Source organism: Brevundimonas sp. Root1423, from assembly GCF_001426805.1.
In genome coordinates this window covers 10,818-32,875 of sequence record NZ_LMFL01000025.1, presented here as the reverse complement: position 1 = coordinate 32,875, position 22,058 = coordinate 10,818, and the positions used below count along the sequence as shown (strand labels likewise).

16 protein-coding genes and 2 pseudogenes are annotated in these 22,058 nt (G+C 68.0%); 10 read left to right on the top strand and 8 right to left on the bottom strand.

The features are described 5' to 3' along the window. Positions 1-504 precede the first annotated feature (504 nt). Positions 505-1,011, bottom strand: a complete 507-nt coding sequence (locus ASD25_RS17050; protein WP_055828945.1) for a phasin family protein — start codon at positions 1,009-1,011, stop codon at positions 505-507. 289 nt (positions 1,012-1,300) lie between these two features. On the opposite strand from ASD25_RS17050, the gene ASD25_RS17045 reads away from it, so the two are divergent. From ASD25_RS17045 to ASD25_RS33250, 10 genes and pseudogenes are all read left to right on the top strand, one after another. Beyond that, a complete protein-coding gene (locus tag ASD25_RS17045) occupies positions 1,301-2,719 on the top strand; it encodes a serine hydrolase (protein WP_235561717.1) in 1,419 nt (472 codons plus the stop codon). Positions 2,720-2,790: 71 nt separating this feature from the next. Then, the gene (locus ASD25_RS17040; RefSeq protein ID WP_055828941.1) at positions 2,791-3,357 is read left to right on the top strand and encodes a hypothetical protein; all 567 of its coding nucleotides are present in this window, start codon (positions 2,791-2,793) and stop codon (positions 3,355-3,357) included. Between the two features lie 197 nt (positions 3,358-3,554). Further along, entirely contained in the window at positions 3,555-3,944 is a 390-nt protein-coding gene (gene rpsF, locus ASD25_RS17035) for a 30S ribosomal protein S6 (RefSeq protein WP_055828937.1), read from the top strand. A 12-nt stretch (positions 3,945-3,956) separates the two neighbouring features. Continuing rightward, the gene (gene rpsR / locus ASD25_RS17030; RefSeq protein ID WP_055828934.1) at positions 3,957-4,232 is read left to right on the top strand and encodes a 30S ribosomal protein S18; all 276 of its coding nucleotides are present in this window, start codon (positions 3,957-3,959) and stop codon (positions 4,230-4,232) included. 1 nt (position 4,233) lies between these two features. Continuing rightward, complete coding sequence (gene rplI, locus ASD25_RS17025; RefSeq protein WP_055828932.1) at positions 4,234-4,818, top strand: 50S ribosomal protein L9; 585 nt, start codon at positions 4,234-4,236, stop codon at positions 4,816-4,818. Positions 4,819-4,974: 156 nt separating this feature from the next. Beyond that, on the top strand, positions 4,975-7,437 hold the full coding sequence (locus tag ASD25_RS17020; RefSeq protein WP_055828929.1) for a TonB-dependent siderophore receptor: 2,463 nt from the start codon (positions 4,975-4,977) through the stop codon (positions 7,435-7,437). A 95-nt stretch (positions 7,438-7,532) separates the two neighbouring features. Continuing rightward, positions 7,533-7,910, top strand: coding sequence for a hypothetical protein (locus ASD25_RS17015; RefSeq protein ID WP_055828926.1), 378 nt, complete (start codon positions 7,533-7,535; stop codon positions 7,908-7,910). Between the two features lie 118 nt (positions 7,911-8,028). Beyond that, a pseudogene (locus ASD25_RS17010) lies at positions 8,029-8,749 on the top strand (DnaB-like helicase N-terminal domain-containing protein); the annotation flags it as partial. Between the two features lie 64 nt (positions 8,750-8,813). Beyond that, a pseudogene (locus ASD25_RS33255) lies at positions 8,814-9,332 on the top strand (DnaB-like helicase C-terminal domain-containing protein); the annotation flags it as partial. Between the two features lie 136 nt (positions 9,333-9,468). After that, positions 9,469-9,696 (top strand): DnaB-like helicase C-terminal domain-containing protein, encoded by a 228-nt coding sequence (locus tag ASD25_RS33250; RefSeq protein ID WP_369816616.1) that lies wholly within the window; start codon positions 9,469-9,471, stop codon positions 9,694-9,696. Positions 9,697-9,729: 33 nt separating this feature from the next. Here ASD25_RS33250 and ASD25_RS17000 read toward each other — a convergent pair whose 3' ends face one another. The 7 genes from ASD25_RS17000 to ASD25_RS16970 form a co-directional block, all read right to left on the bottom strand. Then, on the bottom strand, positions 9,730-12,948 hold the full coding sequence (locus tag ASD25_RS17000; RefSeq protein ID WP_055828923.1) for a discoidin domain-containing protein: 3,219 nt from the start codon (positions 12,946-12,948) through the stop codon (positions 9,730-9,732). Further along, a complete protein-coding gene (locus tag ASD25_RS16995) occupies positions 12,945-13,760 on the bottom strand; it encodes a carbohydrate ABC transporter permease (protein WP_055828920.1) in 816 nt (271 codons plus the stop codon). Before ASD25_RS16995 ends, ASD25_RS17000 begins: the two co-directional genes overlap by 4 nt. A gap of 166 nt (positions 13,761-13,926) precedes the next feature. Continuing rightward, complete coding sequence (locus ASD25_RS16990; protein WP_082560040.1) at positions 13,927-14,862, bottom strand: carbohydrate ABC transporter permease; 936 nt, start codon at positions 14,860-14,862, stop codon at positions 13,927-13,929. A gap of 163 nt (positions 14,863-15,025) precedes the next feature. Next, a complete protein-coding gene (locus ASD25_RS16985; RefSeq protein ID WP_200943652.1) occupies positions 15,026-16,303 on the bottom strand; it encodes an extracellular solute-binding protein in 1,278 nt (425 codons plus the stop codon). Then, positions 16,300-17,769 (bottom strand): glucoamylase family protein, encoded by a 1,470-nt coding sequence (locus ASD25_RS16980; protein ID WP_235562772.1) that lies wholly within the window; start codon positions 17,767-17,769, stop codon positions 16,300-16,302. The genes ASD25_RS16985 and ASD25_RS16980 overlap by 4 nt, the downstream gene beginning before the upstream one ends. Before the next feature lie 81 nt (positions 17,770-17,850). Beyond that, positions 17,851-20,931 (bottom strand): carboxypeptidase regulatory-like domain-containing protein, encoded by a 3,081-nt coding sequence (locus ASD25_RS16975; RefSeq protein ID WP_055828918.1) that lies wholly within the window; start codon positions 20,929-20,931, stop codon positions 17,851-17,853. After that, complete coding sequence (locus ASD25_RS16970; RefSeq protein ID WP_055828915.1) at positions 20,931-22,004, bottom strand: LacI family DNA-binding transcriptional regulator; 1,074 nt, start codon at positions 22,002-22,004, stop codon at positions 20,931-20,933. The genes ASD25_RS16975 and ASD25_RS16970 overlap by 1 nt, the downstream gene beginning before the upstream one ends. Positions 22,005-22,058: the final 54 nt, after the last annotated feature.

Genomic DNA, 22,058 nt, shown 5'->3' with positions numbered 1-22,058 from the left:
GACCCCCCGGGCAGTCCGCCGACCCCACGCCCCCGATTATTCCACAAGCCGCAGGGTTCAAGCCGCGCAAGGGTCCGGGCGACGATTCCGGGACGACGTTTCCCGCTCGTTCGCACCCCGCCGCACGTTGATGGCCCTGGCGCCAGACGCCCTCCCCCGCGACGGGATGCAGATAGTATGCGGCCGCCGGGAGGGGGTGCTGACAATAGAGTTTGAGAAAAGCGGAAGATGTTGAACAGGCGCGATATTTTCCCGCCAACCCGACTATAGATCCGGCGAGCAGCGTCACGCGATCGCACCCCTCACCGTGCATCCCCGCGAAGGCGGGGACCCAGGTTTGAGCGACAGCCAGTCTGGCTGAGGTAACCGGCGCTCATTCAGGCATCGGCGGCGGGGCCAAAGCCTGGTCCCGCCTTCGCGGGGATGCGCGGATCAGGGGGGACAGCAAAAAGCCCCCGGCGTTTCCGCCGGGGGCCCTTCGATACGCTTACTGAATTCTCAGGCTTAGCGGGCGGCCTGGAACTTTTCGACCGAGGCGGTGACGCGCTCGTTGATCGGCTTGAAGCTGTCCTTGACCGAGGCGGTCAGGACGTCCGTCGCGCGGGTGACTTCGGCCAGATAGGCTTCGGTCGCCGACTTGGCCCAGGTCGTCTGCAGCTCGAGCAGCTCCTGGATCGAACGGGCCTGCGACATCGACTGGGCGGCGGCGACGCCGTCTTCCCACGACTTCCTGGTGAAGGCGACGCCCTGGGCCGAGAGGGTCTCGACGCCCTTCTGGGCGGCGGCGGCCGAGGCGGCGAGGGCTTCCAGGTTCTGCTTGCCCTGGGCGCTCAGCTCGCTGATGCCGGCGGCCGACTTGTCGGCGACGTCGCGGAACGCCTTGGCGCCGGCGGCCTGCGCCTGCTCGGCATTCGCCTGGAACGTGGCCTGGGCCTTCTCGGCCGAAGCCTTGACGGTGTTGGCGGCGGTCTCGACGGTCTTCTTGACGGTCTCGGCGGTGTTGTCAGCCATGATGATCTCCTGAAACCTGTGCGCGGTCGGGGGACCGCCTGGAATGTCTTGTGCGAGGAGCCAGTCCATCGCGACAGGCCGGTATATGGTGCAAGTGCGAAGAGAGGTCAAGAGTTTTTGTGCGCTGCACAATAACTTCACACCCGCCGGCGCGCCTGAGAGGCGAAGCGGCTTCACAAATCCGTTGACGGCTTGTTTACCCTCACGAAACCCCGATGACGCATGTTAGCCTTTCGTCAGCGTCGCGTGGTGGGGCCGCCGTCGCGCTAATGTCTTGTGAGGCCTGCCTTTGTCGATCTCCGTCCTGATCCGCCGCGGATGGCTTTCGTTGCTGCTGGTGGCCGTCCTGGCCCTGACGCCGACGACCGCCCCCCTGGTCGCCCAGTCCTCGGACAACGCGCGTTACGCCGCCATCGTCGTCGACGCCGAGTCGGGCGAGGTGCTGTTCTCGCGCTTCGCCGACAGCCGCCGTTTCCCCGCCTCCATCACCAAGGTCATGACGCTGTATCTGACCTTCGAGGCGTTGAGCGAAGGCAAGGTCAAGCTGGACGACGTCCTGACCGTGTCGTCCCACGCCGCCAGCCAGCCGCCGTCCAAACTGGGCCTGGGCGCCGGCGAGACCATCAGCCTGGACAACGCCATGCGCGCGACCGCGGTGCGCAGCGCCAACGACATGGCCGTGGCCCTCGCCGAGCATGTCGGCGGCTCGGAATCCCGCTTCGCGGCCCGCATGACGGCGAAGGCGCGCGAGCTGGGCATGACCCAGACCCAGTACGTCAACGCCAACGGCCTGCCCGACAGCCGCCAGATCACCTCGGCCCGCGATCTCGCGGTCCTGGCCCGCGCCGTCATGCGGGATTACCCGCAGTATTACCGATATTTCGGCCTGCACGACTGGGCCTACAACGGCCGTGAATACCGCAACACCAACGGCCTGCTGCGCGGCGGCAATGGCTATGACGGGATGAAGACCGGCTACACCAACGCCTCGGGCTACAATCTGGCGGCGTCGTCGGTGCGGGACGGCAAGCGGCTGATCACCATCGTGCTGGGCGGTCGGTCGACCGCCAGCCGCAACGCCCATGTCGCCGCCCTGATGGACACCGGCTTCGATGTCGAGCGCGCCCGGGCGCGCGGGGAGACGATCCAGATCGCCCAGACCTATTTCGAATCGCGCGGCTTCGGCGTCGGTCAGGAGCCATCGGGCGGAATCGAATACGCCTCGGTCGCCACCGAGGACGGCGCGGCCGACGTCGGCTCCGAAGGCGTGGCCTATACCGCCCTTGCCGCCGCCCAGCCGCAGCCCTTGCGAGTCACGCCGGCGCCGTCGGAGACGCGCCCGCCCGCCCCCGTCCAGCGCGCCGAGGCGCGAACCGGGGACCTGACCGCTTCCCTGAACGGAGCCGTCCCGTCCCGCGCGCCGGCCCCGCCGCGCGCCGCCGCCGCCCGCCCGGCCGCCCGGACGCCCGCCGGGGCCTGGTCGGTCCAGGTCGGCGCCTTCCGCGACGAGGCGGTGGCCAGCAACTGGCTGACCGAGGTCAACCGCCGCTTCCGCACCCAGTTCGCCGCCGCCGAACGCACGGTCCAGAACGCCGAAGGCTGGTACCGGTCGCGCTTCACCGGCATGACCGAGCAGGCCGCCCAGGGCGCCTGCGCCGCCCTTGCCGAGCGCCGCGTCACCTGCATGGTCATTCGCCCCCAGGGATAGGGCCGTCGACCAGGGATTGGCCGAGGCGATGAAAGCGACCTAATCTCGCCCGACACGGTTCGGGGAACGGGATGAGCGCGTTCGAATACACCTCGGTGATGGCCTCCATCATCGTCGGTCTGGCGCTGGTCGACATCCTCGTCAGCCTGAACCGGCTGATCCGCGCGGGCGGCTCGGTGCGCTGGCACTGGGCCGCGCCGGCGACGGCCCTTCTCGTCTCTCTGACCATCATCCAGATCTGGTGGAGCCTCTACACCCCCCGGGACACGGCCATGACCATCGGCCAGTTCCTGCCGCTGCTGGTGGAGCTGGTGATCCTGTTCCTGCTGGCCGCCGCCGCGCTTCCCGACGAGATTCCGGTCGGAGGGATCGATCTGCGGATCTATTACGACCGCAACGGCCGCTATTTCTGGAGCCTGTTCACCGCCGCGCTCGGTTGGCTGATCGTCCTGGAAGGCGCCGAGGTCGTGGCCAACGGCGAAGGCGTCGGACGCCTGCTGGAGACCCGTCTGGTCGATCTGGCCGTGCTGGCGGTGTTCGCCTCATTGATCTTCGTGCGGCGACTCTGGTGGCACGCCATCGCCCTTTGCCTTCTGGCCACGGGCCCGATCGGCTGGCTGTCGAAGAGTCTGGGCTGAGACCGCGGCCGGCAATCCCGCCGCGGCTTGCTCCCTCGCCCCTTTTCCCCTATACGCGCCGCCTTTCCAGGGCTTCGGTCCCGGTCGCGGAGCTCCAAAGGGTTCGGGAAGTCATCCCGGCCGCCGCATCGGGATCCATCGTGGGAGAGGACTTACCCGGTCCCCTCGCGCCGACGCCCACCAAGGGAGACTACCGCATGGCTCTTTACGAGCACACGGTCATGTCGCGCCAGGATATCAGCGCGCAACAGGCCGAAGCGCTGAACGACACCATCAAGGACCTGATCACGCAAGGCGGCGGTTCCGTCGCCAAGATCGAGTACTGGGGTCTGCGCAACCTGACCTATCGGGTCAAGAAGAACCGCAAGGCGCACTATTCGCTGCTCGCCGTCGACTGCCCGCCCGCCGCCATGGCCGAAGTGGAACGTCAGCTGTCGATCAACGAAGACGTGCTTCGCTGGCTGACCGTCCGCGTCGAGGAGCTCGACCTGGAGCTGTCGCCGCTGCTGGCCCGCCGTGAGCGCGAGCGCGAGCGTGAGCGCGAGCGCACGCCGCGTGAAGACGCCGCCGCCGAAGCCGTTGAATAGGGAACCCGGAACATGACCGACACCACCGCCCCCTCGCCGGGCGCGCCGGCCGGCTCCGGCCCCGCCCGCCGCCCCTTCTATCGCCGCCGCAAGGTGTGCCCGTTCACGGGCCCGCAAGCGCCGAAGATCGACTACAAGGACGTCAAGCTGCTGCAACGCTACATCAGCGAACGCGGCAAGATCGTCCCTTCGCGCATCACGGCCGTTTCCCAGATCAAGCAGCGCGAACTGGCCAAGGCCATCAAGCGCGCGCGCTATCTGGCCCTCCTGCCCTATGTGGTGAAGTAAGATGAAGGTCGTTCTGCTTGAGCGCGTCGATAATCTCGGCGCCATCGGCGACGTCGTGTCCGTCAAGGACGGCTTCGCCCGTAACTTCCTTCTGCCGCGCGACAAGGCCCGTCGGGCCACGTCGGCGAACCTGAAGGCCTTCGAACTCGACCGCGCCGCCATCGAGGCCCGCAACGAGAAGAACAAGGCCGACGCCGGCACGATCGGCGCCAAGATCGACGGCCAGACCTATGTCATGATCCGGCAAGCCGGTGAGACGGGTCAGCTGTACGGTTCGGTCGCCGCTCGCGACATCGTCGAGGCCGTCGTGGCCGAAGGCGGCAAGATCGAGCGCAGCCAGATCGTGCTCAACACCCCGATCAAGACCCTGGGCGTTCACGAGATCACCGTGCGTCTGCACGCGGAAGTCTCGGCCACGGTCAAGATCAACATCGCCCGCTCGGCCGACGAAGCCGAACGTCAGGCGAAGGGCGAGGACGTGATCAAGGCCGCCTACGACGAGGACCGCGAAGCGGCCCTCGAACAGGCCAAGGACATGGTCGCCGGCGGCGCCGGCCAGCAGGAGGGTCTGGGTTCGGAAGCCTGAACCCGGCCTGACGGCTGAAGACAAAGGGGGCGCGTCCAGCCGGGCGCGCCCCTTTTTGATTCAGAACAGATGACCGATCGTTCGCGACCCGATCATGCTTGACCTGCGCCACGCCGCAACCCAGCATGCATGATCATTTTGCGACGGGGGCCTGTCATGCATATTTTATCCACACGCGCCACTCTTCTCGCCTTCACCTCGGCCGGCGCACTGCTGGCCTGCCCGCTGGCCGCCTCGGCGCAGCAGGCGACGCCCGCTCAGGATGAGACGGAAATCGACGAGGTCATCGTTACCGGCACGCGCGTGGCCGGACGGACCCGGCTGGACACCATCGCTCCCGTCGACGTGATTTCCAGCGAGACCCTGGAACGCCAGGGATCGACCGAACTGGCCCAGGGACTGTCCAACCTGGCTCCGTCCATCAGCTTCTCCCGCCCCTCGATCACGGACGGCACCGACACGGTCCGTCCCGCGACGCTTCGCGGCCTGTCGCCCGACCAGACGCTGGTGCTGATGAACGGGATGCGCCGGCACGCCTCGGCCCTGGTCAACGTCAACGGCTCGATCGGCCGGGGATCCGCGGCCGTCGATCTGAACGCCATCCCGTCCATCGCCATCGACCGCGTCGAGGTGCTGCGCGAAGGGGCCTCGGCCCAGTACGGCTCGGACGCCATCGCAGGCGTCATCAACCTGCGTCTGCGCGAGGCGCGATCGGGCGGCGGCGCGGTCTTCACCCTCGGGCAGTATTTCACCGAGTTCGCCACCGCCCGTCTGCCGGCGCGATCCGAGGAAGACGGCCAGACCTTCACCGCCGCCGGCTGGCAGGGGCTGCCGCTGGGCGCGGAGGGCTTCCTGACCGTCTCGGCCGAGTATCGCGATCGCAACCCGACCAGCCGCGGCGACCTCGATCCGCGTCTGGCCCCCCGCCCGGCCCGGATCACCAGCCGCTATGGCGACCCGGAAACCACCGACGCCACGATCTATCTGAACGCCGGCGTCCCGCTCCGGAACGACTTCGAGCTGTACGGCTTCACCGGCTACCAGCACCGCGAATCCGAAAGCGCGGCGACGCCGAGGACCTGGAACAACCCGAACAACGACCTCACCGTCTATCCGGAAGGCTTCCTGCCGATCATCGCGCCGACGGTGGACGACTTCACCGCCGCGGCGGGCATTCGCGGCGCTGTGGCGGGCTTCGACGTGGACCTGAACCTGGTGTTCGGCAGCAACGAGGTCGCCTACCGCGTCGAGAATTCGCTCAATGGATCCCTCGTGCCCAATTCGCCGACCAGCTTCGACGCCGGCGGCCTTGCGTACGACCAGTTCGTTCTGGGTCTCGACGTGGTGCGCCGCTACGACGTCGGCCTGTTCGAACCCCTGAACGTCGCCTTCGGGGCCGAAGCCCGCCGCGAGCATTTCGAAATCTTCGCCGGCGAGCTGGCCTCCTACCAGTTCGTCCCGGGCCGCCCCGGCGCCGGCGCGGGGTCCCAGGGCTTCATCGGCTTCCGACCCTCCAACGAGGTGGACGAGAACCGCCATTCCTTCGGCCTCTACCTCGACGTCGACGCCCAGATGACCGAGCGGCTGAACCTGAACGCGGCGGTCCGGTTCGAGGACTTCTCGGACTTCGGCAACACCACCACGGGCAAGATCGCCGGCCGCTACGACTTCAGCGACAGCTTCGCCCTGCGCGCCGCCGCCTCCACCGGCTTCCGCGCGCCGGCGCTGCAGCAATCCTATTTCACGGCGACCGCGATCAACTTCATCGTCATCGGCGGGGTCAGCACGCCGGTCGAGGTGACCACCTTCCCCGCGACGGATCCGATCGCCCAGTCGCTGGGGGCCCGTCCGCTCGAGCCCGAGGAATCGACCAACTATTCGGTCGGCATGGTCTTCCACAGCGGCCCGTTCGAACTGACCATCGACGCCTACAAGATCGAGATGACGGACCGCATTGTCCTGTCCGAGAACCTGCTGGGCGCGCCCACGGGCAGCCCCACCGCCGTCGCCATCTACAATCTGCTCAACCCGCCGGGATCCGGCGGTTCGGTCGGCGGCGGGCGCTTCTTCATCAACGGCGTCGACACCACCACCGAGGGCGTCGACATCGTGGGCCGCTATCGTCACGACTACAGCGACACGGGCCGGGTCGATTTCACCCTGGCCGCCAACCTCAATACGACCGACGTGACCCGGGTGCCCGCCATCCCCTCGGGCGTGCCGATCCCGAACCCCCCGGTGCTGTTCAACCGGATCAATGTGCTGACGATCGAGGAGGGCACGCCCAAGGAGAAGATCGTGTTCAGCGCCGATCTTTCGGACGGCCCGTTCGGCGCAACGCTCAAGCTCCAGAGCTACTCGGATGTCCTGCACCCGTTCAGCAACACCGACCCGGCCTTCGACGTCCACACGGGCGACAAGGTCCTGCTGGATTTCGAGGGCCGCTACCAGTTCAATGAGCGGGTCGGGCTCGCCATCGGCGTCAACAATGCGACGGACGAATATCCCGACCGCACGGCAGCCACCATAAACACCAACGGCGCCCTGGCCTTCTCCGGCTATTCGCCCTTCGGCTTCAACGGGCGCTTTGTCTACGCCCGGCTTGGCCTGAGCTGGTAGGTTCCGACGGGGTGCGGCGGTTCCCGCCCGCACCCCCGTCGACCGTTGTTTCGCCACGAATTGCCGGTCAAGCTGCCGGTATCGGAGGGAGAAACATGACACGCATCCTGCTGACGGCCGGCCTCGCGCTGGCCATGGCCGCGAGTTCGGCGACAGCCCAGTCGGGCATGACGCTCGACACATTCGTCACGCGCGCGAACCGGATTCCGCTCAATCCGACGGCCATGCTGCGCCCCGACGCCCATCGCCTGAAGGGCGAGGCGGAACGCGCGTTCCGTACGGTCGGAAACGAGATCGAGGCGGCCCGCGCGGCAGGGCGATCCCCGCCCGCCTGTCCGCCTTCGCGGATCAGTCTGAATGTCGGCCAGATGCTGGCCTTTCTGAACGGAATACCCGAGGCCCGCCGCCAGCGCATGACCGTCACCGACGGCATCCGCAGCTGGATGGCCTCACGATATCCGTGCGGAGCCTGAGCCGTTAACTGATCCGCCTGCGGAATTCGCCGCCGTCCACAGCGGTCCGAATCTGTCCCCGTCGAAGGCTGCGTCCGAACCTGTCGTAGCGCGCGCGCAGGGGTAAGACATGACCCCCATGAACGCCCTCGCACCGCTTGCCTTCCCCGGTCCCGCCGACTCGGGATCGATCCCGTCCATGCCGCACAACCTGGAGGCGGAGCAGGCCCTGCTGGGCTCGCTGATGTTCGACAACGCCGTGTTCGAACGGCTCAGCGACCGGCTGCGCGGCGGCCATTTCTACGAGCCGTTCCACCAGCGCCTGTACGAGGCCATCGAGGACCATATCCGCCAGGGCATGCTGGCCGAGCCGACCATCCTGATGGAGCGGTTCAAGCAGGACCCCGCCTTCCAGGAGTTCGGCGGCCTGCGCTATTTGGCCGACCTTGTCGACCGCGCCCCGCCGGCGGCCAACGCCCCCGACTACGCCCGCGTCGTCTACGACCTGGCCCTGCGCCGCGACCTGATCCGCATCGGCGGCGAGATCGTCAGGGAGGCGCCCCAGCCCGAAACCGCCGCCATCGACCAGATCGAACAGGCGGAACAGCGGCTCTACACCCTGGCCGAGACCGGCAAGCCGTCGTCGGGTTTCGTCAGCTTCTCACAGGCCCTCGGCGGGGCGGTGCAGATGGCGGCCGAGGCCTATCAGCGAGACGGCAAGCTGGCCGGTCTGGCCACCCATCTGGACGATCTCGACGCCAAGCTGGGCGGCCTGCACCCCTCCGACCTTCTGGTCCTCGCCGGCCGTCCGTCGATGGGCAAGACGGCGCTGGCGACCAACATCGCCTCATCGCCTTCAANAGATCTTCCAAGCTGGGCGGCCTGCACCCCTCCGACCTTCTGGTCCTCGCCGGCCGTCCGTCGATGGGCAAGACGGCGCTGGCGACCAACATCGCCTTCAACGTCGCCCGCAACTACCGCTGGGAGCCGACGCCCGAGGGCCGCAAGACCGTCAACGGCGGGGTGGTGGCCTTCTACTCGCTGGAAATGAGCGCCGAACAGCTGGCCATGCGTATTCTGGCCGACGCCTCGGGCGTGTCGTCGGACAAGCTGCGCAAGGGCGAGATCGACGCCGCCGACTTCGGCAAGATCCGCGAGGCCGCGGTCGAGATCGGCGAAAGCCCCCTGTTCATCGACGCCACCGGCGGCCTGTCGATCTCCAAGCTGGCCGCGCGCGCCCGCCGCCTGAAGCGGATGGAGCACGGGCTGGACCTGATCATCGTCGACTACCTGCAACTCATCACCGTCGGCGAGGGCAACAACCAGAAGAACCGGGTGCAGGAGGTGTCGGAAATCACCGGCGCCCTGAAGGCGCTGGCGAAGGAACTGTCGGTGCCGATCATCGCCCTGTCGCAGCTGTCGCGTCAGGTCGAGCAGCGCGAGGACAAGCGGCCGCAGCTGTCCGACCTGCGCGAATCCGGCTCGATCGAGCAGGACGCCGAGGCAGCGCGAGGACAAGCGGCCGCAGCTGTCCGACCTGCGCGAATCCGGCTCGATCGAGCAGGACGCCGACTGCGTCATGTTCGTGTACCGGGAAAGCTACTACCTGGGCCGCGCCGAGCCGCGCGAGGGCTCGCCGGAACACCTGCAGTGGCAGGAGGACATGGACCGGCTGGAGCATCAGGCCGAGGTCGTCATCGGCAAGCAGCGTCACGGCCCGATCGGCATCATCAAGCTGAGCTTCGACGCCAACACGACCAAGTTCGGCAACCTGGCGCAGGGCCAGCGGTACGACAACTACGAATAAGTCTTCTTCTCCCCTTGGGGGAGAAGGATATCGTCAGCGCATCTCCACACGGCGCGCGCCCGCCGGGATAGCCAGGTCCGACCCGTTCCAGTCCGCCGCCCGGCCGTCGATGCGCACCCGGGCCGGCGGCCTCTCGCCCGCAGGCCACTGGATGACGAAGCCGCCCGGAGGGGTGGCGGCCCCGTCCAGCGTCAGCACATAGGCGTCGCTATCCCCACGCAGCCGGTAGGTCAGCGGGCCGTAAGCGGTCCGCACGCCCGCGACGCCCACTCCCTCGCCCGCCAGCCACGCTGTCGGCACGCCCGCCGCCAGCACCAGGGCGTGGTCGCGGTCGCGCTCATAGACCAGCAGGTCCAGGGCCGAGCGGATGTAGTCCGAGCTGATCCAGGCGTGCGGCATGTCGCCGATGAAACGGGGCTCGCGAATGTCGCGGCCGACCACCTCGGCCCAGCCGTTCCAGGCGCGCGGGCGAATGTCGGCGAAGTAGAAGTCCAGCGCCCGCAGGGCCTGGGCCCGCCGCCCCAGACGGACCAGCGCCCCGACGTTGCGCAGTTCGTAGGGGGTGTAGTCCTTCCACGCCTGCCGGTTCTCCTGCCGGGCGGTGAAGTTGTCCCACCATTTGTCGAAGGTGCCTTTCAGCAGGCCTTGCGGCAGTTCGTCGATCAGCCCGCCGGGCGACAGGGCGATGGTGGTCGAGGTGGCGTCGAAATCGCCCCGGTCGGCGGCCCCGGCGATCCAGTCGATGCCATGCACCCGCGCGGTCGCCTCGATGGAGGCCATGATGTCGGTGCGGAACTCGGCCCCGCCGGCGCGGATGCGGGCGGCGCCGGGCGCGTCGCCCAGCGTGTCGGCGATGAAGGCGGCGTCGCGGTAGCCCAGCAGGCCCCAGAAATCATCCCAGTAGGAATAGGCCGGCCGGTCCGAATAGCCCTCGTGGCTGATCGTCGGCGGCAGGAGGCCGAACAGGTGACGCTTATCCGCCGCCTCGAATTCCGCCGTGCGGGTCGAGGCGCGCAGGCCGTCCATATAGCCGATCGCCGCCTGGACCTGCGGCCAGACCTCGCGCAGCAGGGCCTCGTCCCGGGTGTAGCGGTATGTCTCGGCGGCGAGGAAGACGAACTCGCCGTGGCTGTCGTTCTCGGGCACCGGGTCGGCCCCGCGGCTGTCGGCGCAGCACGGCACCTTGCCATTGTCGAACACCAGAGGCGCGAACCAGCGCAGATAGTCGGCCGACAGCCTCTCATGCCCCAGCCGGTTCAGGCCCTCGGCCATCATGGCCCCGTCGCGGATCCAGCTGCGGTTATAGGAACGCGTGCCCGGCTGGAGGATGGGGCCCTGCCGGGACATCAGCATGTGGGCGAGCGAGGAGCGCATCACGTCCTCGATGCGCTGGGCCTCCGGCGGCAGGGTCAGGTCGAAGCGGTCGAGCCTGGCGCGCCATGCGGCGGCGACGCGGGTCTGGGCCGCGTCCAGCGCCGCCTCGATCGAGCCGGTGACGGGTCCGTCGGGAACGCCGCCCGCGAGCGCCGTCCGGGTTCCGAAGGTCCGGGTCTGGCCGGGCTGGAGCGTCACCTCATACAGCAGGGCGCCGGCCATCAGGTCCGTGGCGTCGGACTCCACCTGCCGCTCGCCGACGTTCCGGCGCGCGCCGGCCGAGGCCAGCAGGCTTTGCGGATCGGCCCCGGCGGCGAAGGTCGAGAGGGCGATCGCATCGGGCCGGACCAGAGGGTTCACCCGGATGGCGTCGTTCAGCACCATGGCGCCGCCGTTCCAGTCGATCTGCTGGATGGGCCCCACGCCGCCCGGCGTGGTCAGGAACTGGGTCGGCCCGTTCACCTGGAGCGGTCGGGCCATCAGCGCCAGAGTGAGGGTCTGGACCCGGTTCGAGGTGTTGGTCAGGGCGTAGCGGCCATAGATCTGGGCCGCCTCGGGCGTCCCGTCCGCGAAGGCCGTCGTCGCCAGCGTCCAGCCTTCGCCGGTCCAGGTCACGCTGGGGATCGGCAGGTCGCCGTCCTGCAGCGACTGGCTGATCTCGACATCCGCCCATGTCACGACCCGCCCGTTCTCGATCACGAACGGCTCGATCGACGGCCCGCCGCGGCGCAGTTCGATGGCGCCGTCCTCGCCCATCAGGCCGCTCTCGCCGCCGCCGTCGACGCCGACGAGCGTCCAGTAGGGCTGTTCGCCGACGAAGCCGCGCGGATAGAGGCCGCGGCGGCTCTCGCCCGCCACGGCGCGCATGAATGCAGTCGGCGTCTCGCCGAACGACAGGGGTTCGATCTCGAGCGCGTTCAGGGCGTAGGCGTCGGCGCGGCGGGCGTTCAGCATCTGGCCCGCGCCGCTCTGGGTCGCATGGGCCGGGCCGTCGCCGGTCGGGGCCAGCAGCTCCAGCCGCAGCCAGCGCGCCGAGGCCTCGGGCGTGCGCAGCCAGTCGACGCCGCCGTCGCCGTCGCTCACCGCCGCCAGTTCGCGCCAGTCCTGTCGGTCCGACGAGGCCATGAGCCGATAGCGCGACGCCGCCAGCCCTTCGGCCCAGCGCAGGGTGACGCCGCCGAATTCGCGTTCGTATCCGAGGTCCAGCGTCAGGCTCTGTTCGCCTGCGCCGCTCGTGCGCCAGGCCGTGCCGGGGTCATCGTCCACCGCACGGGCGGCGACGTTCAGCCCCTCCTCGCTGCTGGCGCTGGCCAGCGGACGCGGCGGCACTGAGGGTTCGGGGGGGAGTTCGCGCAGCTCCAGCTGGTCGACCTCGATCCAGCCCTCGCCGCCCTCGCCCGCCGTGACGACGAACTCGATCCGCTCGGCGCCGCGGAAGGTGCGGTTCGGGTTCGGGCCCCAGGCCCAGATGATCTGGCGCGCCTTGATGGTGTAGCGGGTCCATTCGGCGTTGGCCCGGAAGCCGCGGATCTGGCGCCAGTGGACATTGTCGCCCGAGCCGTCGACGAATTTGATCTCCAGCGTATTGGGCTGCATCTCGCCGCGCAGCCAGAAGCTGATCTCATAGTTGGCGGGAACGTCCAGATCGAGGGCGCGTGCCGCGAAGGCGTAGCCGGAACGACCGTTGAAATCATAGTCCAGCCGCATGGCCTTGCCGTCGTGGCCGGGCGTGCTCGCGATGGCCGAAGACACGTCGGTGGAGGCGTCGGCGGACCACGGGGTCAGGGTCTCGAACGCGTCGAGGACGCGCGGGGTCTGGGCGTGGACGGCGGTCGCCAGCAGGGCGAACGCGCCCGCGATCGCGACGAACAGCCTCATCCCTTCACGCTGCCCGCCAGCATGCCGCGGATGTAGTAGCGCTGCAGGGCGAGGAAGAGGATCAGCACCGGCGCCACGGTGATGACGGCGCCCGCCATCATCAGCTCGATGTCCTGAACGTGCTCGCGCGACAGCGCCGCCAGCGCCACCGGCAGGGTGTAGTTGGACTGGTCGGTCAGAATGATCAGCGGCCACAGGAAGTCGTTCCAGCTGCCGAGGAAGACGAACAGGGCCAGGGTGACGATGATCGGCTGCAGCGTCGGCAGGACGATGCGGCGGAAGATCTGCCCTTCGGAGGCGCCGTCGATGCGGGCGGCCTCCAGCATCTCGTCGGGGATGCTGAGCGAATACTGGCGCACCAGGAACAGGCCGAAGATCGAGGCCAGCCACGGCACCAGGGCGCCGGCGTAGGTGTTCACCAGCCCCATCGACTTCAGCATCAGGAACAGCGGCAGGGTGCCGATCTGGGCCGGCACCACCAGCGCCCCGACCAGGATCTGAAACACCCGGTCGCGGCCCTTGAAGGCCAGTTTAGCGAAGGCGTAGCCGGCCGGCACGGTGAACAGCAGCGCCAGGCCGGTGGCCAGCGACGCGAGCGCGAAGCTGTTCCACAGATAACGGCCCATGCCCTGGGTCACGAAGAGGTCGCGGTAGTGATCCAGCGTCCACGTCTTCGGCAACAGCGGCGGCGGGAAGGTCGCGGCCTCGCCCGTGGTCATGAAGCTGACCGACAGCATCCACAGCAGCGGGAACAGGACGATCAGGCCGATCAGGCCGACCGCGACGTTGAGGACGATCGCTTTGACCTTCATGCGACCGACCCTCTCCCGCCGTCATCCTCGGGCTTGACCCGAGGATCGGATGTCGGCCCGCATGGCGTATGGTCGATGGCCCTCCGGTCGTCGTGATCCCCCCGCCTCTGAGCGCCGGATGGTCCGATCCTCGGGTCAAGCCCGAGGATGACGGTGCTGTTGGCGGTCATTCGTAAGCCCCCATCCGCTTCGCCACCGCCAGCTGCACCAGGGTCACGGCCAGGATGCAGAGGAACAGGATGAAGGCCACGGCGCTGGCGGAGCCGAGGTTCCACCATTTGAAGCCCTCTTCGTACATGAAGTAGAGCACCGTCACGGTCGACTGGGCCGGCCCGCCCTGCGTCATCACATAGGGCTCGGCGAACAGCTGGAAGAAGCCCGCCACCGAGATGATCGACACCAGCAGCAGGGTCGGGGCGATGGCCGGCAGGGTGACGTGCCGGAACTGCTTCCAGGGCCCGGCCCCGTCGATGCGCGCGGCCTCATACAGGTCGTCCGGCACGGTCTGAAGAACCGCCAGGAAGATCAGCATATTGTAGCCGAAAATCTTCCAGACCACGAACATCAGTATGGCCGGGATCGAGGTCGAGGGCTGGCCCAGCCAGTCGACGGGCGGCAGGCCGAGGCCCTGGATCGCCCAGTTGATGACGCCGTATTTGGTGTGCAGCAGGTAGTTCCACAGCACCGCCGTCGCGACCAGGGTCGTCACATAGGGGGCGAAGAACATGACCCGCCAGATTGGCCGCCATCTGATCACCCGCGCATTGAGGATCACCGCCGCCGCCAGCGAGGTCGCGATCGACACCGGCACGCCGATCAGGGCGAACAGGCCGGTGTTCTTCATCGCCCCCCAGAACAGCGGATTGCCCAGCAACCGCTCATAGTTCTGCAGTCCCACGAAGCGGACGTTGCCGATGTCGGCCAGGGCGTAGATGTCGAAATCGGTCAGGCTGAGCAGCAGGGCCGAGAAGACGGGAATGGCGAAGAAGACCGCGATGGCGATCAGGGCTGGCGCCACGAACCCCCAGGCCGCGCGCTCGCGGGATCGGGGCGTCCCGGTTTTTCGCGTCGGCTTCGCAAGCACGGTCGCGTCCATCGTCATGTTCCTTCTCCCCTTGGGAGAGAAGGTGGCTCGCGAAGCGAGACGGATGAGGGGTGGGGCTCGACAGACATACAGGCAGCGGATGAGCATGAGGCCGCAAGCCCCCTCATCCGGCCCTCCGGGCCACCTTCTCCCCCGAGGGGAGAAGGGAAACGCATGCGCTTCATGTCGCCCTCCCCTGTTCGATCATCCAGCGGCGCTTCTCCAGCAGGCGGTCGGCGCGGCGGTCGATCTCTGCGGCGGCGGCGCGCGGCGTGAACTGGCCGCGCACCATGCGTTCGGCGACGATCTGCATCTCGGTGACGATCCGCTCCCACTCCGGCACCTTGGGCACGGCCCTGGCCCGCGACAGCTGGCCCTTGAAGGCGGCGACATAGGGGTCGTTGGCCACCGCCGGCGTCGCCCAGGCGCTTTCGCGCGCCGGCAGGTCGCCGGTGATGGTGTTGAAGCGCGCCTGCACCGCCGGATCGGCCAGATAGCGCACCAGCTTCCAGGCCGCCTCCTGATGCGGCGACTGACGATAGACCACCAGCGACGATCCGCCCGGCGCCGAGGCGCCCGGCCCGGTCGGCCCCGGCACGCCCGAGGTCATCCAGCGGGTCGTCGGCTTCAGCCGGTTCTTGAAATCGCCGATTGTCCAGGGGCCGGAGAAGTAGAAGCTGAAATAGCCGCGCTCGAACTCGGTCCAGACGTTGGAGATCTGGGTCGAGGACGCCACCGGGGCCAGACCCTCGTCGAACAGGCTCTTGTAGAATTCCAGCGCGGCGACGAAGGAGGCGCTGGAGAAATTGCCCCGCGTGTCGCGGTCGCGCAGCAGAGGCTCGGCGCCCTGCAGGCCGAAGGTCAGCAGCTGTTCGAACTCGTTGACCGGCAGCAGGACGGCGTAGTTGCCGGGCCCCGCCACGCGCTTGACCGCATGCATGGCCGCCTTCCACGTCTCCCAGGTCTGGGGCACGCCGTCGCCGAACCCGGCCTGCTCCAGCAGGTCGGCGCGGTAATAGATCAGCCGGGTGTCGACGTACCAGGGCACGCCTACCACCTCCCCGCCGATACGGTTGGTCTCCAGCACGGCCGGGAACTGGTCGGTCAGCAGGTCCGAGGCGAAGGCCGGCAGGGCGCTGATCGCCCCGATGGCCGCCATCTCCGACACCCAGGTGTTGCCCACCTGGCTGAGGTCCGGCAGCGAACTGCCGGCGTATGAGGTCAGCAGCTTGGAATGGGCCGCCGTCCACGGCAGGGCCTGGACCTCGACCTTGATCCCCGGGTTCAGCCGTTCGAACCCGGGCAGGATCTGCGGCACATTGGTCGCCTCATTGCCCATGGCCCAGAAGCGCAGTCGGGTGACCCCGTCGCTCCGTGCGCCGCAACCGGCCAGACCCGTCGCCGCCGCGCCCGCCAGCAGCCCCAGGGCCGTCCGCCGATCGGGGCGCAGCCCGGTCACAGCGCGCGCACCGCCGGTAGATCGAGCCAGCCCCCGTGGAAGCCGGCCCGTTTCAGGCCACGCACGAGATTGGGCTCCAGCCGCATCCTGCTCCAGACGGCCTCGGACCGACCGTTCTCGATCTGGATCACGATCGGTCCCTGGTCGATGCCCAGATAGTCGCCGTCGACCCAGCCCACGCCCGGCACGATGCGGCCGTGCTGCAGCCGTCCGTCGCGCTGCGTCAGTGTCGGGTTGAACGAGTCCAGGAAGCCGAACTCCGTGTAGACGCCGGCCCCGTAGCGCGCCTTCATCGCCTTCAGGCAGGCCGTCACCTCGGCCGGGGCGAAGGGATAGGACGCCATGGCGGCTGTCGGCGCGATGGTGCCGTCGTCGCGGTCGCCGGGGCCGCGGGCCGAATAGCTGAAGAACTCGCGCTCGCGCCCGGCGATGACCTGTTTGAAATCGCCCGGTCCGTCGCAGGCCGTGAGGCCCCAGACGTCGGCCGAATAGCCGGCCCAGCCCATCGGATTGTCGATGGCGTACTGGCGCTGCGCCTGCACCGCCCGGACGCTGTTGATGCGATAGTCAAACTCCTCGCCCGTCTCGCGGATCTTGGCCCGGATCCACGGGTCGTAGATGCCGCCGAAATCGACGAACATGTGGCTGTACTGGTGGCCGAACAGCGGGGCGAAGGCCAGGTGCGCGGGGCCCCAGCGGTCAGTCCAGCTGCGGTCGTAGACGCTGCACCATTCGTCCCAGACGGCCGCGGGAACCGGATGGGTCCGGCTGCCGATGGCCAGCAGCAGGACCAGCATGCCCTCGTTGTAGATGTGCCAGTCGGACGGGATGAAGCCCGTTTCCGGATGCCAGCCCATCGAGACGCGGTTGGGCCGCACCACGGCCCAGTCCCACTCGATACGGTCATAGACGGCCTGGGCCAGCCGTCGGATTTCGGCCTCGTCGGCATGGTCGCCGTCGAACCAGCGCGCCGCGAACAACATGCCCGCGACCAGCAGGGTGGTGTCGACCGTCGACAGCTCGGTGCGGCCGAACCGGTGACCCGTCTCCATGTCGAGGAAGTGGTAGAAGAAGCCCTTGTATCCCGTGACGCCCGTGGCCTGGGGCCCCTGCGGCGCGTCGTGGAAGAAGCGGATGGTGGTCAGGGTGCGCTCGCGCGCCTCCTCGCGGCTCATCCAGCCGCGCTCGACGCCGATGGGCCAGCAGGTCAGGGCGAAGCCCACGGCGGCGACCGACGAGAAGGACTCGGTCGGCCAGCGGTCGGGCGTCAGGCCGTTGGCGCGGTTGGTGACGTGCGTGAACCAGTTGAAGGTACGCTGTTGCAGCTCGTCGACCTCGGGGTCGATCAGCGGCGTTCCGGGTTTGAAATAGTCGAGCCCGGCCGCGCCGCATCCGCCGACGGACAGGGCCGCAACGCCCGCGACCGTGGAGCCCATCAGAAACCGGCGGCGATCCATGGTCTCCATCCTCGTACTCAAGCTCCCGACAGTCAAAAAATGGCCGCCCCTCGTCGGGATCGAGGGGCGGCCGTCAGGCTCAGGAGACGGTTAGAAGCTGTAACGCATACCCAGCTGGAAGGTGCGGGTCGGGAACAGCACCCTCGACGGCTTCTCGAAGTTCGGGTTGGGGTTGGCGAGCGAGCCCGTACCGCCGTCGAAGCCGGTGAAGTTGTCGAAGTTGAACACGTTGATGACGTCCACGAAGAGCGACAGTTCCGACCCGCCGAACACCGTGAAGTCCTTCGTCAGACGCAGATCGAGGTTCCGGTAGGCGAACGAGTTCGGGATGATGAAGTTGTACTGCTGCGGACGGCCGTGCATCGGGCGGTAGACGAAGTTGGGGCCGCGTCCGTCGAACACGTCGAAGGGCGTGCCCGAACCCAGCGTCAGTATCCCCGACAGCTGGAAGTCGAGGGGCAGGTCAACGATGCCGTTGGCCACGATGCGGTGACGCTCGTCAGTGGAGGTCGGACGGACCGGCGAACTTTCGATGCTGAAGCAATCGAAGCAGAAGTTGTCGTTGCCGCCGTTCTGTTCGGCTTGCGACCAGGTGTAGGCGACGTTCAGGCCCCAGCCGGAGTCGGGCGTGTAGTTCTTGTCCAGCTTGACGTAGAGGGCCCGGAACTCGCGCTCCTTGTTGTGGTCCGACGCGAAATAGCCCCGATAGGGGTTGGTCCCGCCAGGACCGCAGAAGCCGCCGTTGTCGCCGAAGCCGCCGCCGTCGTTGCCGCGTGTGGGTTCGCGGCAGCGGGTCACGTACGCCCAGGTGAACTCGTTCTCGGTCTTGCCGTAGGCGAGGGTGAACTCGCTCTGCCAGTCGCCGAACCGCTGGCGGAGGCCCAGGTTGAACTGGTCCGTCATCGGCGGCTCGAAGTCGTTGGCCAGCAGGAAGGCTTCGCCCTTGCCGGGGAGGGTCGCCAGGGCCGGATCGAGACCGGCGGCCGTGCTGTATGAGGCCTGCCACAGGATGGGATCGCCGGCGTCGCCCGGCAGGTCCACGCCCGGACCCGGATCGCGATCCTGCCCTGCGGGACGGCCGGTGGTGCTGAAGAAGGCGTTCTTGCGGATGTCGAACGGCTTGACCAGTTCGTCGTACGAGAAGTTGAAGTTGACCCGGTCATAGTACCGACCGGCGCCGCCGAAGATCACCGTGCGGCGGTCCCCGAACACGTCGTACGAGAAGCCGATGCGGGGCTGGAAGGCGCCCGCGAACGGATCGCGGTTGTCGCCCGTCGAGATGTAGTCGGCGCGGTTGAACCAGCTGGGAGCATAGCCTGCGGGCTTGCCGCCGTCGGTCGAGGCGATCCACTGATCCAGGCCCGCGATGACGCTGGCCGGGGTCACATAGTCGTTGTTGTTGGCGTTGGTCTCATAGTCCCAGCGGATGCCGAGGTTCAGCTCCAGCTGGTCCGTGATCCGCCAGTCGTCCTGGGCGTACAGGCCGATGACCGTGTTATCGAGATCGACCTCGGGGAAGGCCTGACCCAGTTCGACGCGGTAGGGCACCGTGGTGCTGCCGCTCAGTTCCGGGCGGCCGTCGACGTCGTAGTAGAAGAGCGGGTTCCGGCCGAACTGCTTGTTCACCTCATAGTTCTGCAGCGACACCTTGGCGCCCAGCTTGATGGTGTGGAAGCCGTGCATCTCGAGGTCATTGAATGTCAGGTCGTCGCGGAAGGTGAGCGCGTTGTCGTGAATGTCCTGGGTGCTGTCCCGGCCGCCCCGGTTGAAGACGGTCTGACCGCCGAAATAGTTGGGCTGGAAGCCCGGCGCCGGATTGGTGTCGGTGAACAGCCGGTAGTTCTCGCCCAGATCCGTGAAGTTGGCGGCGCCCGGGTTGTAATTGTAGTCGCGGTAATCGACGGCGAACTCGTTCAGGAACGAGTCTGTCCGCCACTGGTGGCGGAGGTTGCTGGTCAGGGTCGTCTGCTGAAGATCGTTGGCGCGCTCGACGGAGGTCGGGCCGTTGCCGAAGTCACGGAGATCGGATTCGTCGCGATAGGTGACGCTCCAGTCGATCAGGTGGCCGTCCGCCGGTTGCCAGCTGAGCTTGCCGAAGAACAGGTCTTCCTCGAACGGCGCGGCGAAGGTGCCGAGATACGGGCCGAACTGGGCGACGAAGCGCGGGTCCTGAAGGTCCAGGCTGACCGTACGGGCGCGGTTTTCCTGCTTGTGCTCGTACGTCCCGAAGAAGTGCAGCGTGTCCCGAATGATGGGTCCGCCCAGGGCGAAGCCGTACTGCTGGACCTCGAGGTCGGCCTTCGGCTCGTTCCGCGCATCAGCGAACGAATCCTGGGTGACCATGTCCTGATCGCGGTAGACGCCGAAGATCTCGCCGTGGAACTCGTTGGTGCCCGAGCGGGTGACGGCGGTGATGATCGCCGACGAGGCCTGTTCGTACTCAGCCTTGAAATTCTGGCTGACGACGCGGAATTCCTGGACGCCGGCCTGCGGGAAGGGGTTACCGCGGCTGTCGTCCTGGCCGATGATGCCGCCGGCGATGACGTTGGACTTCAGGCTGGCGCCGTCGATGAAGGCGTTGATCGATTCCGCGCGCTGACCGCCGGCGGTGATCTGCTGCTCTTCCTCGTTCAGCGAAAGACGGACGCCCGGCGCCAGGGCCGCGAAGTTGAGGAAGTTGCGGTTGATCTGCGGCAGGGTGTTGATCTGCTGCGTCGTGACGTTGGTCGCGTTCTCGGGCGTGCGCACCTCGGCCAGACGGCGGCCGGTGACGACCACGTCGCCCAGCTCCGTGGCGTTGGGATCAACCGCGCCGGTGACGACCGGCGCGCCGACCGCCAGATCCAGATCGCCGACCTGGCCGACGCCAATCGTGACGACGTCCGACGCCGTTTCGCCCTCCGCCGTCGTCACCGTCACCTCATAGGTGCCGGGACGCAGACCCGACAGCACATAGCCGCCGTTGGCGTTGGCGGTGGACCGGGTGGTGAAGCCCGACGACGTGTCGCGCGCCACGATCACGGCTCCGGCCTCGGCGACGCCGTCGTCCGTGACGGAACCGCGGATGGTCGATGTCGTGACCTGGGCGGAAACCCCGCCGGCGCAAGCCAGCGAGACGGCCAGGGCGAGGGCGGAAGCCGCCCCCATGTATTGAATGGATTTGCGGGTCATCAGGTATTCTCCCCCTTCAGAGATGGCGTGGCGGCGTCGGCGCGAAGGCGCCCGCCGGATTGGGACTGGTCGGATGTCGCCGGCTGGCTTGACGGGCGCACGACCAGCTCGGGCCGTACGACCTCGCATGCGGTGTCGGCGACGGCTTCGCCCGCTGCGTTGATCATGCGGACAAGGCGCTCGAGGGCGCCGCGTCCGGTTTCTGCAATCCTGATTCTGAGCGTGGTCAGGGCGGGCCGGACCAGGCTGGCGATCGGCACGTCGTCGAAGCCGACGATGGCGACGTCCTCGGGCACCCGCAGTCCGGCGTCCTGCAGGGCCAGCATGGCGCCGACGGCCATGTTGTCATTGCCGGCGAAGACCGCGTCGGGCCGGGAGTCGCCTGCGGCCAAAGCTGCGCCCGCGTCGTGACCCGAGGCCTGGGTGAATGCGCCCTCGACCACGTTCGTGGGCAGTCCGGCCTGCGCCATGGCCTCGAGATAGCCGGCCAGCCGGGTCTCCGCCTCGAGGTTTCCGGTCGGGCCCGAAATATGGGCGATGCGTCGGCGGCCGGTGGCGATCAGATGCTCGACGGCCTGGATCGCGCCGCCGTGGTTGTCGACGACGATCGAGGGCCGGCTGGCGTCGGCGCCGCCGTTCATCAGCAGGATCGGGGTGCGGCCCGCGAGGCCGGCGGCCAGATTGGCGGCGTCGAGATGGGGCGAGAGAACGATCAGGCCATCGACGCGGCCGCGCATCGAACGGATCGCCGCCGACGCCTCTTCCGCGTCGTCGTGCGAACTGGAGACGATCAGGTGATAGCCAAGCGCCCGGGCGGCGACATCCATGCCGCGGATCAGCTCGGAGAAGAACTCGCCATACAGGTCCGGCAGGATGACGCCGATCGTCTGGCTCTTGCTGGTCGACAGGCTGCGGGCGCCGGAATGCGGCACGTACTGGAGCGCTTCAGCGGCCGCCAGGACCTTGTTGCGGGTCGCTTCGGTGACCGGGCCGGCGCCGTTGAGGACGCGCGAAACCGAGGCCACGGACACATCGGCCCGCCGGGCGACATCGCGGATCGTGGCGGCCTTCACGCCACCGCCTCCACGCAGGTCTGCCGGATCGCCATCGGCGTCAAAATTCATCCT

Excerpts from the sequence above, each read along its gene's own strand:
- ASD25_RS17050 (WP_055828945.1), bottom strand. The coding sequence starts at position 1,011 with ATGGCTGACAACACCGCCGAGACCGTCAAGAAGACCGTCGAGACCGCC.
- ASD25_RS17040 (WP_055828941.1), top strand. The coding sequence starts at position 2,791 with ATGAGCGCGTTCGAATACACCTCGGTGATGGCCTCCATCATCGTCGGT.
- rpsF (WP_055828937.1), top strand. The coding sequence starts at position 3,555 with ATGGCTCTTTACGAGCACACGGTCATGTCGCGCCAGGATATCAGCGCG.
- rpsR (WP_055828934.1), top strand. The coding sequence starts at position 3,957 with ATGACCGACACCACCGCCCCCTCGCCGGGCGCGCCGGCCGGCTCCGGC.
- rplI (WP_055828932.1), top strand. The coding sequence starts at position 4,234 with ATGAAGGTCGTTCTGCTTGAGCGCGTCGATAATCTCGGCGCCATCGGC.
- ASD25_RS17020 (WP_055828929.1), top strand. The coding sequence starts at position 4,975 with ATGCATATTTTATCCACACGCGCCACTCTTCTCGCCTTCACCTCGGCC.
- ASD25_RS17015 (WP_055828926.1), top strand. The coding sequence starts at position 7,533 with ATGACACGCATCCTGCTGACGGCCGGCCTCGCGCTGGCCATGGCCGCG.
- ASD25_RS33250 (WP_369816616.1), top strand. The coding sequence starts at position 9,469 with ATGTTCGTGTACCGGGAAAGCTACTACCTGGGCCGCGCCGAGCCGCGC.
- ASD25_RS17000 (WP_055828923.1), bottom strand. The coding sequence starts at position 12,948 with ATGAGGCTGTTCGTCGCGATCGCGGGCGCGTTCGCCCTGCTGGCGACC.
- ASD25_RS16995 (WP_055828920.1), bottom strand. The coding sequence starts at position 13,760 with ATGAAGGTCAAAGCGATCGTCCTCAACGTCGCGGTCGGCCTGATCGGC.
- ASD25_RS16990 (WP_082560040.1), bottom strand. The coding sequence starts at position 14,862 with ATGACGATGGACGCGACCGTGCTTGCGAAGCCGACGCGAAAAACCGGG.
- ASD25_RS16980 (WP_235562772.1), bottom strand. The coding sequence starts at position 17,769 with ATGGAGACCATGGATCGCCGCCGGTTTCTGATGGGCTCCACGGTCGCG.
- ASD25_RS16975 (WP_055828918.1), bottom strand. The coding sequence starts at position 20,931 with ATGACCCGCAAATCCATTCAATACATGGGGGCGGCTTCCGCCCTCGCC.